Raw genomic sequence first — 16455 nt, 5'->3', positions numbered from 1 at the left:
CTCAAGCATGGAGGGGCTGATGCCCGCGCATTACGTGTATCTGATCCTTGCCGTGGCTGCCGAGACCATTGGCACCTCGGCGTTGCAGGCCAGCCAACAGTTTTCCCGCCTGCTGCCCTCGATTCTGGTGGTCGTGGCCTATGCGCTCAGTTTCTATCTGCTCGCGCTGGTGCTGCGGGTGATGCCGGTGGGCGTCGTCTATGCGATCTGGTCCGGGCTGGGCATCGTGTTCATTGCCGGGATCGGGATGGTTGCCTTTGGCCAGCGGTTGGACCTGCCGGCGCTGCTCGGACTTGGCTTGATCATCGCCGGAATCGTGGTGATCAACGTGTTTTCGGGCACCACCACCCACTGATCCGGCCGCCTCAGCGTGCTTTTACGCTGGCGTTCTGCGCTGCAGCAGGCTATGCGGCCCCAACCCCCGATTTGAGGCTTACTTAATGGACCTTCGCAATATCGCGATTATCGCACACGTTGACCACGGCAAGACCACACTGGTGGATGAGCTGCTGAAACAATCCGGCGCCTTCCGTGAAAACCAGGCTGTGGCCGAACGCGCCATGGACAGCAACGACCTGGAACGCGAACGCGGCATCACCATTCTGGCCAAAGCGACCAGCGTGGAATGGAAAGGCACCCGTATCAACATCGTCGATACGCCCGGTCACGCCGATTTCGGCGGCGAGGTGGAGCGTATCCTGTCGATGGTCGATGGTGTCGTTCTGCTGGTGGACGCGGCCGAAGGCCCGATGCCCCAAACCAAATTCGTCACTTCCAAGGCGCTGGCGCTGGGGCTTCGTCCCATCGTGGTGCTGAACAAGGTCGACAAACCGGATGCCGAGCCCGACCGCGCGCTCAACGAGGTGTTCGACCTGTTCGGCTCGCTCGATGCCGATGACGACCAGCTCGACTTTCCCCATCTCTATGCCTCTGGCCGCTCTGGCTGGTGCGATGCAGAGCTGGATGGTCCGCGCAAGGATCTCTCGGCGCTGTTCAACCTTGTGGTCAACCACGTGCCCGCCCCGAAGCAGATCAAGCATCAGGGCGAAGATTTCCGGATGCTGGCGACCACGCTGGGTGCTGACCCCTTCGTGGGGCGCATCCTGACCGGACGGATCGAGACCGGCCGCGTCAAGGTTGGCCAGACGGTTCAGGCCCTGTCGCGGATCGGCCAAAAGATCGAGCAGTTTCGTGTCACCCGTGTGCAGGCCTTCCGGGGTCTTGGCCAAAGCGACATCGACGAAGGGGAAGCCGGCGATATCGTCAGCATCGCCGGCATGCAGAAGGCCACCGTGGCCGACACCATCTGCGCGCTGGCCGTGGACGTGCCGCTTGACGCACAGCCGATCGACCCGCCGACCATCACCGTGACCTTCGGCATCAACGACAGCCCGTTTGCCGGCCGCGAAGGCAAAAAGGTGCAATCGCGGGTGATCCGCGAACGGCTGATGAAAGAAGCGGAATCAAACGTCGCCATCAAGATCGCCGACACACCGGGCGGCGAAGCCTTTGAGGTTTCGGGTCGCGGCGAATTGCAAATGGGCGTGTTGATCGAAAACATGCGCCGTGAAGGCTTCGAGCTGAGCATTTCGCGCCCGCAGGTGATCATGCGCGAAGAAGATGGCAAACGCCTTGAGCCGATCGAAGAAGTCACCATCGACGTCGATGACGAATATTCCGGCGCCGTAATCGAAAAGATCACCGGTCCTCGCAAGGGTGATCTGGTCGAAATGCGCCAGAACGCTGGCAAGACCCGTATTGTCGCGCATGTGCCGTCGCGTGGGTTGATCGGCTATCATGGTGAATTTCTCACCGACACCCGCGGCACCGGCGTTTTGAACCGCGTGTTCCATTCGTGGTCGCCTTACAAAGGGTCGATCCCGGGCCGTCGTCAGGGTGTGCTGATCTCGATGGAAACCGGCGATGCCGTGGCCTATGCGCTTTGGAACCTTGAGGCGCGCGGCAAGCTCTTTGTCGGGCCGCAGACCAAGATTTATCAGGGCATGGTCATCGGCGAACACAGCCGCGACAACGACCTTGAGGTCAACCCGCTCAAGGGCAAGAAACTGACCAACGTGCGCGCCTCTGGGACCGATGAGGCGGTAAAACTGACAACGCCGATCACCCTGTCGCTGGAAGAGGCCATCGCCTATATCAACGATGACGAATTGGTCGAGGTGACGCCTCAATCGATCCGGATGCGCAAACGCCATCTTGATCCGAACGAGCGCAAACGCGCCGCGAAAAACTACTGATCGAAACGAAAGGCCGCCGTTGGGCGGCCTTTCGCGTTGCGGCGGTCCTGACCGTAAACAGCGCCCGCCCCCGGTGGTGTCTTGATTTCCGCGCACATGTGCTAGACTTCCCGCAACAGGGAGACGACCCATGCGCAAGCTGCAAGTTCAAGGCGTACACCATATCACGCTCACCGGCGCTGATCGGCAAACCTCGATTGATTTCTGGGAGGGGGTACTGGGCATGCCCTTTGTCTTTGATCAGCCCAATCTGGACGACCCCAACGAGGGGCACCTGTATTTCGATCCGGGCGACGGGCGGCTGATCACCGTCTTTACCAACGAAAACCGCAAGCCAGACCCCAACCGCACCCCGACCGAGCCGGGATGTGTGCATCATCTGGCCTTCAACGTTTCGCGGGCGGTTTTCAGTCAGGCCGTGCCCCGACTCGACGCGCGTGGGATCCGGCACTCGGGGCCAAAGGATCGCGGGTTCATGGACTCGATCTATTTCACCGATCCACTGGGGTTGCTGATCGAACTGGCCTGCTATCGGTTCGAACCGCCTGCGGGCTGCACCCATGCCGATGTGATGATCGAAGCCCACCGCATCCGGGTGGCGCGCGGCGATTACAACATCGCCGAAGACCATCTGGCCGATGCTATCGAACATCTGGTCCTGCGCCGACAGCAATCCCTGTCAGAGGATCGCGGGCCGCAAAACCCGTACTAAGAATTCGCCCCGACCCCGACGTGCGGGATCGGGGCGATTGCAATCTTATTCGCTGGTCTCAACAACCATCAGTTCGCGTTCGGCCGCGCCGCGCGCATGGCTCAAAGCCTCCTGATACTCGGGCGAGTGATAGCAGGTCACAGCCGCATCCACCGTGGGGAATTTCGCCACCACATTGCGCGGCCGCTCCTTGCCCTCAAGCTGAACGAACTTGCCAGCCCGCGCAATGAACTCGCCGCCATGCTTGGCGATCGCGGGGCCCGCCAGCTTGGCATATTTGCCATAAGCTTCTTCGTCGGTCACCGTCACATGCGCAATCCAGAGTGCACCCATCTTTTATCTCTCCATCACCTGTTCCGCCGCGCGGATCGCCGCCTCGGCATTGTCAATATTCTGTCCACCGCCCTGGGCCATATCCGGGCGGCCACCGCCGCCCTTGCCGCCCAGTTCCGCAACCGCCGCGCGCACCAGATCCACCGCCGAGAGGTCATCGGTCAGATCGCTGGTGACGCCTGCGGCCACCGCCGCCTTGCCGCCGGTATCGGCGATCAACAGAACCGCGCCACTGCCCAGCCGGGCCTTGTGTTCATCGACCAGCGGCGGCAGATCCTTGCCCGTCACGCCGGTGAGAACCTGAGCCACGAATTTCTTGCCGCCCACGTCTTTCGCCTCGGGCGCGGCCTGACCGCCACCGCCGGCCATGGCCAGTTCACGGCGCAGCTGGGCCAACTCGTTGTTCAGCTCCTTGATTTTGGCCTGATCGGCGCGCACGCGCTCGACCAGATGATCGGGGGCGGTCTTCAGATCGCTTTGCAGAACGGACAGGATCTGGCGCATCCGGGCCGTATAGCTCTGTGCGCCCTCGCCTGTCAGGGCCTCGATCCGGCGCACACCGGCGCTGCTGGCACTGTCGGACAGCAGCACGAATTCACCGATATCACCGGTGCGCCGCACATGCGTCCCGCCGCAGAGCTCCAGAGAATAGGTCTGCTTGTCCGCGCCCTTGCCCGAGCCCGGCTGCACCCCCATGGAGACCACCCGCACCTCGTCGCCGTATTTCTCGCCGAACAGGGCCTGCGCGCCCAGCCCCCGGGCATCGTCCGGGGTCATGATCCTTGTATCGACCGGCGCGTTCTGGCGGATGTAGTCGTTAACCTCGGCCTCGACCTGTTCCAACTCGTCGCCGCTCAGCGCCTTGGCATGGCTGAAATCAAAGCGCATCCGGTCCGCCGCATTGAGCGAGCCGCGCTGTGCCACGTGATCGCCAAGGGCATGGCGCAACGCCTCGTGCAACAGGTGCGTGGCCGAGTGGTTGGCGCGAATAGCGCTGCGGCGACTGTGATCGACATCCAGAATGGCCGCCTCACCGCGGGCGATTTCACCCTCGGTCACCTCGGCAAAGTGAATGAACACACCCGCCGCTTTTCGGGTGTCCGTCACCTTGGCCACGCCACCCTCGGTCCGGATCACGCCATTGTCGCCAACCTGACCGCCGGATTCGGCATAAAACGGCGTCTGGTTCAGGGCGATCTGTACGGTTTCGCCAGATTTTACCCGATCGACAGTTTTGCCATCCTGTACCAGGGCCACGATCTGACCTTCGGCCGTTTCCGTGTCATAGCCCAGAAAATCGGTCACGCCCTCTTGCTCGGCGATGTCGTACCAGATGGTGGCATCCGCCGCCTCGCCCGAACCGGCCCAAGCGGCACGCGCCTTGGCCTTTTGCTCGGCCATGGCCTCGTCGAACCCTTCGGTATCGACCAAGCGGCCCTTTTCGCGCAGCGCATCCTGTGTCAGATCCAGTGGGAACCCATAGGTGTCATACAGCTTGAACGCCGATTTTCCGGGCAGCGCTGCATTCTCTGGCAGCTCCGCCAATTCATCGTCAAGAAGTTTCAGGCCACGATCCAGCGTCTGCTTGAAGCGGGTCTCCTCCAGCTTCAGCGTTTCTTCGATCATCGACTGCGCGCGACCGAGTTCCGGATAGGCCGCCCCCATCTGGCGCACCAGCGCCGGCACCAGTTGGTACATCAGCGGGTCTTTGGCCCCCAGAAGATGCGCGTGCCGCATCGCGCGGCGCATGATCCGGCGCAGCACATAGCCGCGCCCGTCATTGGCCGGCATCACCCCATCGGCGATCAGGAAAGAGGTCGAGCGCAGGTGGTCGGCAATCACCCGGTGATGCACGCTGCCCTCGCCATCCGGCGCGGTTTTGGTCGCCTCGGCGCTGGCCTCGATCAGGCTGCGCATCAGGTCGGTGGCATAGTTGTCGTTGGTGCCTTGCATCAGGGCCGCGACACGTTCGATCCCCATGCCGGTATCGATCGACTGCGCCGCCAATTCACGGCGAGAGCCATCCTCGAGCTGTTCATATTGCATGAAGACGAGGTTCCAGATCTCGACGAAGCGGTCGCCATCCTCATCCGGGCTTCCCGGAGGGCCGCCCCAATGCTGTTCGCCGTGATCATAGAAAATCTCGGTGCAGGGGCCGCAGGGGCCGGTCGCACCCATCATCCAGAAGTTGTCATTGGTGGGAATGCGGATGATCCTGTCGTCGGAAAACCCGGCCACTTTTTTCCAGATCGCGGCCGCCTCGTCATCGGTGTGATAGACCGTGACCAGAAGCTTGTCGCGATTGATGCCGTAGTCCTTGGTGATCAGTTCCCAAGCAAAACGGATCGCGTCCTCCTTGAAGTAATCCCCAAAGGAGAAATTCCCCAGCATTTCGAAAAACGTGTGGTGCCGCGCGGTATAGCCCACATTGTCGAGGTCATTGTGCTTGCCGCCGGCGCGCACACATTTCTGTGCCGAGGTGGCGCGTTTGTAATCGCGATGCTCAACCCCGGTGAACAGGTTCTTGAACTGAACCATGCCAGCATTGGTGAACATCAGTGTGGGATCATTGCGCGGCACCAGCGGGCTGCTGTCCACGACTTCGTGGCCCTGCTTGGCAAAATAATTCAGGAAGGTCGATCGGATGTCGTTCAACGTGGGCATTGCATGTCTCTTGACGGGCTATGGGGGTGGCCGGGAAATCCCGTTTGCGCAGGTTTATCCCCCCACCCGGGCACTGTCCACCGCCCTCGCGCCGGGCAAGATGCAAACAGGGCGCGCCATCTGGCACGCCCTGTTTGCATCTGCAGTCGTTTTGGCCAATACTGCGGGGAGGATCCCCCCACCGGGTCAGGCCTCCAGAATATCTTCGCCGCCCTCGTCGCGCGCGGTCAGGTCGAAGTCGAGCCCATGCGAGGCGCGGATCTTGTCCTCGATCTCCAGTGCAATGGGCTCATGCTCGCGCAAGAACACCTTGGCGTTTTCGCGCCCCTGGCCGATCCGTTCATCGCCATAACTGAACCAGGAGCCGGATTTGTTCACCACCCCGGCCTTGACGCCCAGATCCAGCAATTCGCCGGTCTTGGAAATACCTTCGCCATACATGATGTCGAATTCCACCTGCTTGAAGGGCGGCGCCACCTTGTTCTTGACTACTTTGACCCGGGTGGCATTGCCAACGACCTCGTCGCGGTCCTTGATGGCACCGATGCGGCGAATATCCAGCCGCACCGAAGAGTAGAATTTCAGCGCATTGCCGCCGGTCGTGGTTTCCGGGCTGCCGAACATCACACCGATCTTCATCCGGATCTGGTTGATGAAGATCACGATGCAGTTGGAGCGGCTGATCGAGCCGGTCAGCTTGCGCATCGCCTGGCTCATCAGCCGGGCCTGCACGCCGACGCTGGAATCGCCCATGTCGCCTTCAAGTTCGGACTTGGGGGTCAGCGCGGCGACCGAATCGACCACCACCATGTTCACCGCGCCGGAGCGCACCAGCGTATCGGTGATTTCCAACGCCTGTTCGCCGGTGTCGGGCTGGGAAATCAGCAACTCATCCAGATCCACCCCGAGTTTGCGCGCATAGAGCGGATCGAGCGCATGTTCGGCATCAACAAAGGCGCAGACACCGCCCTTTTTCTGCTGCTCGGCGATGCAATGCAGGGTCAGCGTCGTCTTGCCCGAGCTTTCCGGCCCGTAAATCTCGACGATCCGACCCATCGGCAATCCGCCGATGCCAAGCGCGATATCCAACCCCAAGGACCCGGTTGAAGTCGACTCGATCTCAGGCAGCGGATTGTCGCCCCCCAGTTTCATGATCGATCCCTTGCCGAACTGCCGTTCGATCTGGGCCAAGGCGCTGTCCAGTGCTTTTTGCTTGTCTGCGCTGTTCTTGTTTTGCTTGCTGCTCATTGTCAGAAGATCCGCCATAGCCCCGTTCACCTTCCTTAGTGTCACACCCGATCCCGGGCGGCAATCATCGGTTTGTTCCCTACCTGTTCTTTATGAGATCAAAAAGAGAACATATCAATCGAAAACTTGCGCCTCCAACCCTTTCGCAATTGAGTTAAATTTGAGTTTACGGCAGTCTTGGCTTGGCTGGGACAGGAAGGTAAAAGTCTAAATGCTTGTTTTCTATAAAGAACGACTGGTGTTCCTCTCGGTGCCGAAAACCGGAACAACCGCGTATGAAACCGCCCTGCGGGATCGCGCCGACATCGTCGTTTCCGATCCGCCCGAGCTGAAGCACGCGCCGGTCTATCGCTACAACAGATTCTTTCGCCCGATGTTCGAAAAGGCCTGCAAGACCGAGATGGAGACTCTCGCCGTGATGCGAGAGCCGATCAGTTGGCTGGGCAGTTGGTACCGCTATCGCCGCCGCCCCTTCATGGCGGGCAAGCCCAACTCGACCCATGACATCAGCTTCGATGCCTTTGTCGATGCCTATCTCAAGGGCGAGCGCCCGGGCTTTGCGAATGTGGGCAGCCAGGCGAAGTTTCTCGAACCGCGCCCCAACGGGCTGCGCGTCACCCATATGTTCCGCCATGAGGCACCGGACAAACTCAACCGCTTTCTCGAAGAGCGGCTCAAGACCCGGATCGAGACCGCGCGCGAGAATGTCTCGCCGGAAATGGTGCTGGAACTGTCCGCCAAGACCGAGGCCCGCTATCGTCGCAAATGCGCCGAGGAATTCGCGCTGTACGACAGCATCGACTGATGCCGTCGTCAGTGCATCTGCTGAAAGTCAGTGCATCTGCTGAAAGACCGTCTCGGCCAACTGTGTGAGAGAGAAGGGTTTGGGCAGGAAGACCGAATTCGGAACCTCTGGTTCGGCCTCGCCAAAGGCGCCCTCGGCATAACCCGACACGAAAACCACCCGCACCTCGGGCCGGTCCTTGCGGGCCGCGCGCACCCAACTCGGCCCATCCAAGCCTGGCATCACCACATCGGTGACGAACACATCCACCAGCAGCGCCGGATCTTCCAGCATTTTCAGCGCATCCTCGGCTGATTCGGCCTCCAGCACCGTATACCCGCGCAGGCGCAACGCACGGGCGGCAAAGGCCCGTACCGGCGCCTCGTCTTCGACCAACAGGATCACCCCGTCGCCCTGAAGCGGGGGCCCCTTGAGCGGTGCGGCGACGGGCCGCGCGGTCTCGCCCGTCTGCTCAAAGACCGGCAGAAACAGGGTGAACTCCGTCCCGCTGCCCTCGACGCTATCGACAAAGATGAACCCGCCGGTCTGCTTGATGATGCCATAGGCCGTCGACAGGCCCAGCCCGGTGCCCTCGCCGGTGCGCTTGGTGGTAAAGAACGGCTCGAACACCTTTTGCAGATCGTCCTGCGGGATGCCGGTGCCCTCGTCACACACCTTGACGGTCACATATTCCCCCGGGGGAACCGTCGCGCGGTCGCGTTGCAGGGTCGCGTCCAGCGTCACCACCTCGGTTTCGATGCGAATCTCGCCGCCCTGTGGCATCGCATCCCGCGCGTTGACCACCAGATTCATCAACACCTGTTCCAGCTGCCGCTTGTCGGCCCGGATCGGGCGCAGCACCGGTTCATGGCTCAAGGTCAGGGTCACTTTTTCGCCCACCAAACGGTTCAGGAGATGGGTCAGATCCGACAGCGTATCGCGCAGATCCAGCACCTCGGGGCGCAGCGTCTGCTTGCGCGAAAACGCCAGCAATTGCCCCACCAGAGAGGCCGCGCGATTGGCATTCTGGCGGATCTGTTCAAGATCTCTGAAATCCTGATCGCCGCGATCATGACGCAACAGCAACAGGTCGCAATGCCCCGAAATAGCAGTCAGCAGGTTGTTGAAATCATGCGCAATACCGCCGGCGAGTTGACCGATCGCCTGCATCTTCTGGCTTTGGACGAACTGCGCCTCCAGCGTCTTCAATTCGGTCGCGTCATTCAGCACGGCGATCATGATCGGCTCGCCCTGTTCGACCACGCGGCTCAGGGTGACCTGAACGAAAACCTCCCTGTCCTTGCGGGTCAACCGCAGGAATTCCGAATTCTTCCCGATCTTGCCCTGCGCCGTCTCGCGCAGCCAGTCCATGATCGGACGACCCAGCCCCTGCATCAGCGACTCGAGCGTTGCCTCCGGATCCGGAGCCGCGCCCAACAGGCCGGCCGCCTGCCGGTTTGCCGACAGAATGCGCCCGGTCGCCGCCACCTTGAGCATCGCCACCGGCAAGGTATCAAAGCCCGACGCGCGCCCGCCCCCCTCCTGCCCGTCCACCGGTAGGCAGAACAACTCGCGCCGACCGGCACCACCGTCGAACTCGGATACCAGCACATCGCGCAGCCCGTCCTTGGTCGAAATCACGTTGACCTGCCCCGCTCGCAGCGGCAGCGCCGGGAACAGACGGTCCAGCGATTTCACCCGCTGCCCCACAAGCGAGCGGGCCGCCTCATTCATGAACAGCACCGTGCCCGACCGCCCCAGCGAGATCAGCGGCACCGGCAGCGCCGCGCCGCTTTGGGCTGCTTGCGGCCGCTCGGACATATCCTCGACCCGCCACAAAAAGCCTTGCCGCCCCATCTGATGCACCGCCAACCGCACATGGCCGCGCCGCGTCACCACATCTTCATAGGTCGCACCGTCTTTTTCCGCGTGCATCTGCAACCGGTACAGCAGCGCCGAGGGGTTGGCAAAGATCGAGCGTAGCGTCCCGGCCAGGGTATCGCTCGCGGTTTCGGGAAACAGCGCCTCTGCGGCGGCGTTGCGCGCAAGAACGCTACCATCGGCATCGGTCACGAAACTTGCCGAGGCATCCTTTTCGATGAACCCTTCCAACAGTTCGTTGGCCACGTCCAGCCCGCGCCGCATCACCAGACGGCGCAGCGCCATCCCCACGAACACCAGCCCCAGCGTCGCGCCCGCCGCGATCATCCCCAGCGACGCCAGCCCGGCCGGCGCCAGCCACACACCGCCGACGACCAGACTGATTTCCAGCAGCAAAACCGCAGCAACCCGCGCACGGGCAGGTGCCGGAACCGGCAACAAGGATTTCACGGTGATTGGGCGGCTTGTGATCGGGCGGCTTGTCACGTTTGGGGGCTCCGTCCGCAGGGGGAATCGCTACCGCCCATTTCGCGGCATAGCGGTTAAGCCCGCATTAACGCTCTGATTTTCCACCCAAGAAAGATTATGACGGCGTGGGATCGCGAGTCAACTGCGCCGAAAAGAACCCATCGGTTCCCGCCACGACAGACCAGGCGTGTTGCCAACTGTTGTGCCAGCCTGAGTGCCGGGCGAGGAAGGCGGCGATCTGATCGCCGTTCTCGCGCGCCAGCACGGAACAGGTGGCATAGGCTAGCACACCGCCCGGGGCCACCAGCGTGGCGGCCCGGTCGAGAATCTCGGCCTGGGTCTGGATCACCTCGTCCAGCGCCTGTGGCGTCAGTCTCCATTTGCCCTCGGGCGCGCGCCGCCAAGCCCCGCTGCCGGAACAGGGCACGTCACACAGAACCAGATCAAACGGGGCCGCGCCCTCCAGATCTTCCGGCTCCAGAATATCAACCTTCAGCCCTGCCCGCGCGGCACGTTCGGGCAGATCCTGCATGCGGTGCGGCAAGGCGTCATGGGCAAAAAGCGCAACCTCGGCCCGCGCGCCGATGGCCAGCGTCTTGCCGCCCCCGCCGGCGCAATAATCCAGCACCCGCATCCCATCGGTCAGCGGCAACGCGGCAACCACGGCCTGACTGGCCGCATCCTGCAATTCCACCAACCCGTCGCGATAGGCCACGCTGTTGCGGATGCGCCGCGCGCCTGTCACCACCTCAAGCGCGGTGTCGGCCGCCGGATGGGGACGGGTTTCGATCCCCTCCTCGGCCAGCGCCGCAACCGCACCGTCTACCCCGCCTTTACCCAGATTCACCCGCAGATGTACCGGCGCACGCGTTTGCAGGGCCCGGGCCGCCGCCTCATTGCTGTCGCCCAGACTGTCGCGGAACGCGGGCCAGAGCCAATCGGCGATATCCAGCGCCTCGGCCCCCGGTTCCGGGTCACGCCCCGCCGCACGCTCTTCCGGCGTGAGGGCGGGCGGACCATAGGCCACCCCGGAGAACAGCAGGTCAGGATCGGTGCCATCGCGGCGGCAGGCGCCTAGCATCAGCCCGCGCCCGGTCTCGCCCCCGCCCAGAGCGGCCAGCGACCGGCGTGCGCGCACCGCGTCAAAGACATGATCGCGCACCGCGGCCCGGTCCTTGGACCCGGCGAACCGGCTATGCCGTGCCCAGCCGGTCAGCGCCTGTTCGACAGGTTTGCCGGCCAACACCTCGTCCAGAATGTCGATCGCTGCGGCGACGCGGGCTGCCGGGGTCATGAAGGTTCTCCGTTTATCTCGTTATCAAGCGGGCCGCCCTGATCGAGCGGTCCGCCCGGGTTCATCCGATGCGGTAGTTCGGCGACTCGCGGGTGATCTGAACGTCGTGGACGTGGCTTTCGCTCAGCCCCGCGCCGGTGATCTTCACGAAATTGCAGTTCCGGCGCATCTCTTCGACGGTGCCGTTGCCGGTATACCCCATCGCCGCACGCAGACCGCCGACCAGTTGGTGAATCACGGTGCCCGCCGTCCCCTTGTAGGGCACCTGCCCCTCGATCCCTTCGGGCACCAGCTTGTCGCTGGCGGCATCCTTCTGGAAGTACCGGTCGGCGGAGCCGCGCGCCATCGCGCCAAGCGACCCCATGCCGCGATAGGATTTGTACGAGCGCCCCTGATACAGGATCACCTCGCCCGGGCTCTCGTCCGTGCCGGCGATCATGCTGCCCACCATGGCGCAGGAAGCCCCGGCGGCGATCGCCTTGGCGAAATCGCCCGAAAACTTGATCCCGCCATCCGCGATCACCGGCACGTCACCGGCGGCTTTGGAACAGTCCATGATCGCAGTCAGTTGCGGCACGCCGACACCGGCAACCATCCGCGTCGTACAGATGCTGCCCGGTCCGATCCCGACCTTGACCGCATCGGCCCCGGCATCAATCAGCGCCTTGGTGGCCTCGCCCGTCGCGACGTTGCCGGCGATGATCTGAACAGTGTTCGACAGCGACTTGGCCCGCGTCACCGCCTCAAGCACACCGGCGGAATGGCCATGCGCCGTATCAATCACGATGATGTCCACACCGGCATCGACCAGCGCACCAGAGCGTTCGTACCCAGCATCGCCCACCGAGGTCGCCGCAGCGACCCGCAGACGGCCCAGTTCATCCTTGCAGGCGGTCGGGTTCAGCACGGCCTTTTCGGTATCCTTCAGGGTCAACAGCCCCGTCAGCTTGCCATTGTCATCGGTCACCAGCAGCTTTTCGATCCGCCGCGACTTCATCTTGCTGATCGCCTCGTCGCGATCGGCCGGTTCGCGCAGGATCGCAAGGTTTTCGGTGGTCATCATCACATGCACCGGCGTCGCATCGCTGGTGGCAAAGCGCATGTCGCGGTTGGTGACGATGCCGACCACGCGGCCCTGCTCATCAACCACCGGAAAGCCGGTGAAGCCATAGCGAACACACAGCGTCTTGGCATCGGCCAGCGTCTGGTTCGGGGTCAGGGTGATCGGGTTGTAGACGATGCCGCTTTCAAACCGTTTGACGCGCCGCACCTCTTCCGCCTGCGCCACGATATCCAGATTCTTGTGGATCACGCCCATGCCGCCGGCCTGTGCCATGGCAATCGCCATGCGCGACTCGGTGACCGTGTCCATTGCGCTGGACAACAGCGGTATGTTCAGTCTGATTGTTTGGGTCACCTGCGTCGAGGTATCCGCCATGGACGGTAGAACCGAGGACGCCCCCGGAACAAGCAAAACATCATCGAAGGTCAAAGCCTCACGAATCTCCATCGGATATCTCCTGCGGTGGCATCGTTTGGCGCTTCCCTATTTCATGGAACTCCGCGAGAGAAAAGGTCAATTCGGCCCTTGTCGCTGCGACGCATTGGCCGCAGCCTGAGGACCAGACAGGACCAGCACCGGCCCGACACGGGGAGAGCCGAGCACACTGCCAAGCCGCGATCATGACTTTGGCAAGCGACCCTAGTTCAGAACTGACCGGCGATTGACGCCGATCTCGCACTTCCGGGCGCGCGGGTCTGGCCACATGACGCGCGCGGATCGAAAACTGCCGCATCCGCCCTTTCGCCTGCGCTGTAAACGTCTAAGTTGCCCCAGCGCGAACAACAATGATCCAGGCACATCATGAGCACAGATCCCCACGTCGATCCCCTCGTCGTCTTTACGCCCTCTGGCAAGCGCGGACGCTTTCCAAAGGGCACCCCGGTTCTGACCGCCGCCCGTCGGTTGGGTGTCGACCTCGATTCGGTCTGCGGCGGGCGCGGCATCTGTTCGAAATGTCAGATCACCCCCTCCTATGGGGAATTCCCCAAACACGGTGTCACCGTCTCCGAGGGGGCGTTGTCAGACTGGAACGCGGTCGAGCAACGCTATGACGACAAGCGCGGGCTGAAACCGGGCCGCCGGCTGGGCTGTCAGGCGACCGTTCAGGGCGACGTTGTCATCGACGTGCCCCCCGAAAGCCAGGTACACCGCCAGGTCGTGCGCAAGGCCGCCTCGGTCCGCGCCATCACCATGAACCCGGCCACAAGGCTCTATTTTGTCGAAGTGGATCAACCCGACATGCATTCGCCCACCGGCGATCTGGAGCGGCTGGAACGCGCCCTGCGCGAGCAATGGCAGATCGACGGCATCACCGCCGACCTGACCCTGCTGTCGAAACTCCAGCCCACCCTGCGCAAGGGCAACTGGGGGGTTACCGTCGCCCTTTTCCGCGACCATGCAGGTGGTGCCGCCCGCCTGACCGAAATTTGGCCCGGCCTGCATGAAAGCGGGCTTTTCGGCCTCGCCATCGACCTTGGCTCGACCACCATCGCGGCGCATCTGACCGATCTGGACACCGGCGAGGTTGTCGCCTCTTCCGGCATCATGAACCCGCAAATCCGGTTCGGCGAGGATCTGATGAGTCGGGTGTCCTACGCGATGATGAACCCCGGCGGCGACCGCGAGATGACGGCCTCGGTGCGCGAGGCGATCAACGATCTGATCCGCTCCATCGCCTCCGAGAGCGGCATTGATCCCAACCTCATTCTTGAAACCGTCTTTGTCTGTAACCCGGTGATGCACCACCTGTTGCTCGGGCTCGACCCGGTTGAACTGGGTCAGGCACCCTTCGCGCTGGCCACCTCCGATTCCATGCGCCTTGGCGCGTTGGAGATGGGGCTCGACGCGATGAATCCACGGGCGCGGATCTATCTTCTGCCCTGCATCGCGGGACATGTCGGGGCCGATGCCGCCGCCGTGGCACTGTCGGAACAGCCGGGCAAATCCGAGGATCTGGTGTTGATTGTCGATGTCGGCACCAATGCCGAATTGCTGTTGGGCAATACCGAACGCGTGCTGGCCTGCTCGTCGCCCACCGGCCCGGCCTTTGAAGGGGCGCAGATCAGCTCGGGACAACGCGCTGCGCCCGGGGCACTTGAACGGGTCGAGATCGACCCCGAGACCAAGGAGCCCCGCTTTAAGGTGATCGGCTGCGAGTTGTGGTCGACAGAGCCCGGCTTTGACGCCGCCACCGCGACCACCGGAATCACCGGCATCTGCGGCTCTGGTATCATCGAGGCGGTGGCGGAAATGCGGATTGCCGGGCTGGTCGATGCCTCTGGGCTGATCGGGTCCGCCGAACAGACCGGCACGCCGCGCTGCATCCCCGAAGGGCGCACGCATTCCTATCTGCTCCATGATGCCAGCGCCGAGGGCGGCCCGCGCATCACCGTGACACAAGGCGATATCCGCGCCATCCAGCTTGCCAAATCGGCGCTCTATGCCGGGGCGCGGCTGTTGATGGACGACATGGGCGTGGACAAGGTGGATCGCATCGTGCTCGCCGGGGCTTTTGGCGCCCATATCTCGACCAAACACGCCATGGTTCTGGGCATGATCCCCGATGCGCCGCTCAACAAGGTCACCAGCGCGGGCAACGCCGCCGGCACCGGTGCGCGCATCGCGCTGTGCAATATCGACTCGCGTGCCGAGATCGAAGCCACCGTGCGCGAGATCACCAAGGTGGAAACCGCGATTGAGCCGAAATTTCAGGAGCATTTCGTCGCCGCCAACGCCATCCCGCACAAGACCGACCCGTTTCCGGAACTGTCCAAGGTGGTGACGCTCCCCGATGTGTCGTTCAACACCCGTGGTGGCGAAGGCGAGACCGGCGGTCGACGGCGGCGGCGCAAGAGCAGCTGAACCGCCCGCCCGGCGGCAGCAAACAAACCGACAGTCCGGGCGTCTTCCCCCCTTGACGCCCGGCGGCGTCGCGATTATCCAAACGCTCCAGAGCGCGGGTATGGTGAAAAGGTATCACGCGAGCTTCCCAAGCTTAAGTTACGAGTTCGATTCTCGTTACCCGCTCCAAAACCTCCGAAACTTTGACATACCGTGACCCAATGCCGCCACTGCGCGGTAGCCGTTACGCGATGATCAATGTCAGCCCCTAAATCCATCCAGACACAAAAAAAGCGCCCCGTGGGGCGCTTTCTGGTCTGACACGCAGGGCAAGGGGCCAGTGGCCCCCTGCCCGGTCTTTGGCTGGCTTAGCCCACCAGTTCGGTGCCAGCGAAGAAATAGGCGATTTCGACAGCGGCGGTTTCCGGTGCGTCCGAGCCATGGACCGAGTTTTCGCCAACCGACTCGGCAAAATCGGCACGCACAGTACCGGCGGCCGCGTCTGCGGGGTTGGTGGCGCCCATCACTTCACGGTTCTTGGCGATGGCGTTCTCGCCTTCCAGAACCTGCACCACGACCGGACCGGACGACATGAACTCGCACAGTTCGTCATAGAACGGGCGGTCCTTGTGTACGCCGTAGAATTCGCCGGCCTGTGCCTTGGTCATCAGGATCCGCTTCTGCGCGACGATGCGCAGGCCGGCATCTTCGAACTTGGCGTTGATCTTGCCGGTCAGGTTGCGGCGGGTGGCGTCGGGTTTGATGATCGAGAACGTGCGTTCCAGTGTCATTGAAAATGCTCCTTGAGTACCCGTCCCAGCGGGGCTGCGGGACGGTGCTGACATTGCGCGCCGCCTAGCACGGGCAGGCGCGATTGAAAAGCCTTCCGCACCACGTCGCACCACGGCGCGC

The 16455-nt window shown here is 62.8% G+C and carries 12 protein-coding genes and 1 tRNA gene; 6 read left to right on the top strand and 7 right to left on the bottom strand.

Annotation, left to right across the window (positions count from 1 at the left end; genetic code table 11):
* Nucleotides 1-19 precede the first annotated feature (19 nt).
* The 3 genes from E1B25_RS17840 (at nucleotide 20) to E1B25_RS17830 (ending at nucleotide 2967) form a co-directional block, all read left to right on the top strand.
* Complete coding sequence (locus E1B25_RS17840; protein ID WP_132830953.1) at nucleotides 20-355, top strand: DMT family transporter; 336 nt, start codon at nucleotides 20-22, stop codon at nucleotides 353-355.
* Between the two features lie 85 nt (nucleotides 356-440).
* The gene (gene typA, locus E1B25_RS17835) at nucleotides 441-2255 is read left to right on the top strand and encodes a translational GTPase TypA (protein ID WP_132830952.1); all 1815 of its coding nucleotides are present in this window, start codon (nucleotides 441-443) and stop codon (nucleotides 2253-2255) included.
* Nucleotides 2256-2385: 130 nt separating this feature from the next.
* Complete coding sequence (locus E1B25_RS17830) at nucleotides 2386-2967, top strand: VOC family protein (protein ID WP_132830951.1); 582 nt, start codon at nucleotides 2386-2388, stop codon at nucleotides 2965-2967.
* Nucleotides 2968-3012: 45 nt separating this feature from the next.
* Here E1B25_RS17830 and E1B25_RS17825 read toward each other — a convergent pair whose 3' ends face one another.
* From E1B25_RS17825 to recA, 3 genes are all read right to left on the bottom strand, one after another.
* Nucleotides 3013-3300, bottom strand: a complete 288-nt coding sequence (locus E1B25_RS17825; protein WP_132830950.1) for a DUF1330 domain-containing protein — start codon at nucleotides 3298-3300, stop codon at nucleotides 3013-3015.
* A 3-nt stretch (nucleotides 3301-3303) separates the two neighbouring features.
* Entirely contained in the window at nucleotides 3304-5964 is a 2661-nt protein-coding gene (alaS, locus tag E1B25_RS17820) for an alanine--tRNA ligase (protein ID WP_132830949.1), read from the bottom strand.
* Nucleotides 5965-6150: 186 nt separating this feature from the next.
* Entirely contained in the window at nucleotides 6151-7230 is a 1080-nt protein-coding gene (gene recA / locus E1B25_RS17815; RefSeq protein WP_132830948.1) for a recombinase RecA, read from the bottom strand.
* A 193-nt stretch (nucleotides 7231-7423) separates the two neighbouring features.
* Between recA and E1B25_RS17810 the strand changes: the two genes are divergently transcribed.
* A complete protein-coding gene (locus tag E1B25_RS17810; RefSeq protein ID WP_132830947.1) occupies nucleotides 7424-8017 on the top strand; it encodes a gamma-glutamyl kinase in 594 nt (197 codons plus the stop codon).
* Nucleotides 8018-8044: 27 nt separating this feature from the next.
* Here the strand turns inward: E1B25_RS17810 and E1B25_RS17805 are convergent, their stop codons facing one another.
* The 3 genes from E1B25_RS17805 to guaB all read right to left on the bottom strand — a co-directional run bounded on the left by E1B25_RS17805 (nucleotide 8045) and on the right by guaB (nucleotide 13149).
* A complete protein-coding gene (locus E1B25_RS17805) occupies nucleotides 8045-10348 on the bottom strand; it encodes a hybrid sensor histidine kinase/response regulator (RefSeq protein WP_425358945.1) in 2304 nt (767 codons plus the stop codon).
* A gap of 112 nt (nucleotides 10349-10460) precedes the next feature.
* Nucleotides 10461-11639, bottom strand: a complete 1179-nt coding sequence (locus E1B25_RS17800; protein WP_132830946.1) for an RsmB/NOP family class I SAM-dependent RNA methyltransferase — start codon at nucleotides 11637-11639, stop codon at nucleotides 10461-10463.
* A gap of 61 nt (nucleotides 11640-11700) precedes the next feature.
* Complete coding sequence (gene guaB / locus E1B25_RS17795; RefSeq protein ID WP_132830945.1) at nucleotides 11701-13149, bottom strand: IMP dehydrogenase; 1449 nt, start codon at nucleotides 13147-13149, stop codon at nucleotides 11701-11703.
* 354 nt (nucleotides 13150-13503) lie between these two features.
* Here guaB and E1B25_RS17790 point away from each other — a divergent pair, with 354 nt between their 5' ends.
* Together E1B25_RS17790 and E1B25_RS17785 are read left to right on the top strand one after the other, a co-directional pair.
* Nucleotides 13504-15564 (top strand): ASKHA domain-containing protein, encoded by a 2061-nt coding sequence (locus E1B25_RS17790; RefSeq protein ID WP_132830944.1) that lies wholly within the window; start codon nucleotides 13504-13506, stop codon nucleotides 15562-15564.
* 94 nt (nucleotides 15565-15658) lie between these two features.
* A tRNA-Gly gene (locus E1B25_RS17785) sits at nucleotides 15659-15732 on the top strand.
* A gap of 179 nt (nucleotides 15733-15911) precedes the next feature.
* Here E1B25_RS17785 and ndk read toward each other — a convergent pair.
* Nucleotides 15912-16334 (bottom strand): nucleoside-diphosphate kinase, encoded by a 423-nt coding sequence (ndk, locus tag E1B25_RS17780; RefSeq protein WP_132830943.1) that lies wholly within the window; start codon nucleotides 16332-16334, stop codon nucleotides 15912-15914.
* Between the last annotated feature and the right edge of the window lie 121 nt (nucleotides 16335-16455).

The sequence above is a fragment of the Antarcticimicrobium sediminis genome, assembly GCF_004348975.1.
In the GTDB taxonomy this organism is placed as follows: domain Bacteria; phylum Pseudomonadota; class Alphaproteobacteria; order Rhodobacterales; family Rhodobacteraceae; genus Antarcticimicrobium; species Antarcticimicrobium sediminis.
This window is presented reverse-complemented; position numbering and strand designations above follow the sequence as displayed.

Bases quoted from the DNA above. Each gene is read 5' to 3' on its own strand.
- E1B25_RS17840 (WP_132830953.1), top strand. From the start codon at position 20: ATGCCCGCGCATTACGTGTATCTGATCCTTGCCGTGGCTGCCGAGACC.
- typA (WP_132830952.1), top strand. From the start codon at position 441: ATGGACCTTCGCAATATCGCGATTATCGCACACGTTGACCACGGCAAG.
- E1B25_RS17830 (WP_132830951.1), top strand. From the start codon at position 2,386: ATGCGCAAGCTGCAAGTTCAAGGCGTACACCATATCACGCTCACCGGC.
- E1B25_RS17825 (WP_132830950.1), bottom strand. From the start codon at position 3,300: ATGGGTGCACTCTGGATTGCGCATGTGACGGTGACCGACGAAGAAGCT.
- alaS (WP_132830949.1), bottom strand. From the start codon at position 5,964: ATGCCCACGTTGAACGACATCCGATCGACCTTCCTGAATTATTTTGCC.
- recA (WP_132830948.1), bottom strand. From the start codon at position 7,230: ATGGCGGATCTTCTGACAATGAGCAGCAAGCAAAACAAGAACAGCGCA.
- E1B25_RS17810 (WP_132830947.1), top strand. From the start codon at position 7,424: ATGCTTGTTTTCTATAAAGAACGACTGGTGTTCCTCTCGGTGCCGAAA.
- E1B25_RS17800 (WP_132830946.1), bottom strand. From the start codon at position 11,639: ATGACCCCGGCAGCCCGCGTCGCCGCAGCGATCGACATTCTGGACGAG.
- guaB (WP_132830945.1), bottom strand. From the start codon at position 13,149: ATGGAGATTCGTGAGGCTTTGACCTTCGATGATGTTTTGCTTGTTCCG.
- E1B25_RS17790 (WP_132830944.1), top strand. From the start codon at position 13,504: ATGAGCACAGATCCCCACGTCGATCCCCTCGTCGTCTTTACGCCCTCT.
- ndk (WP_132830943.1), bottom strand. From the start codon at position 16,334: ATGACACTGGAACGCACGTTCTCGATCATCAAACCCGACGCCACCCGC.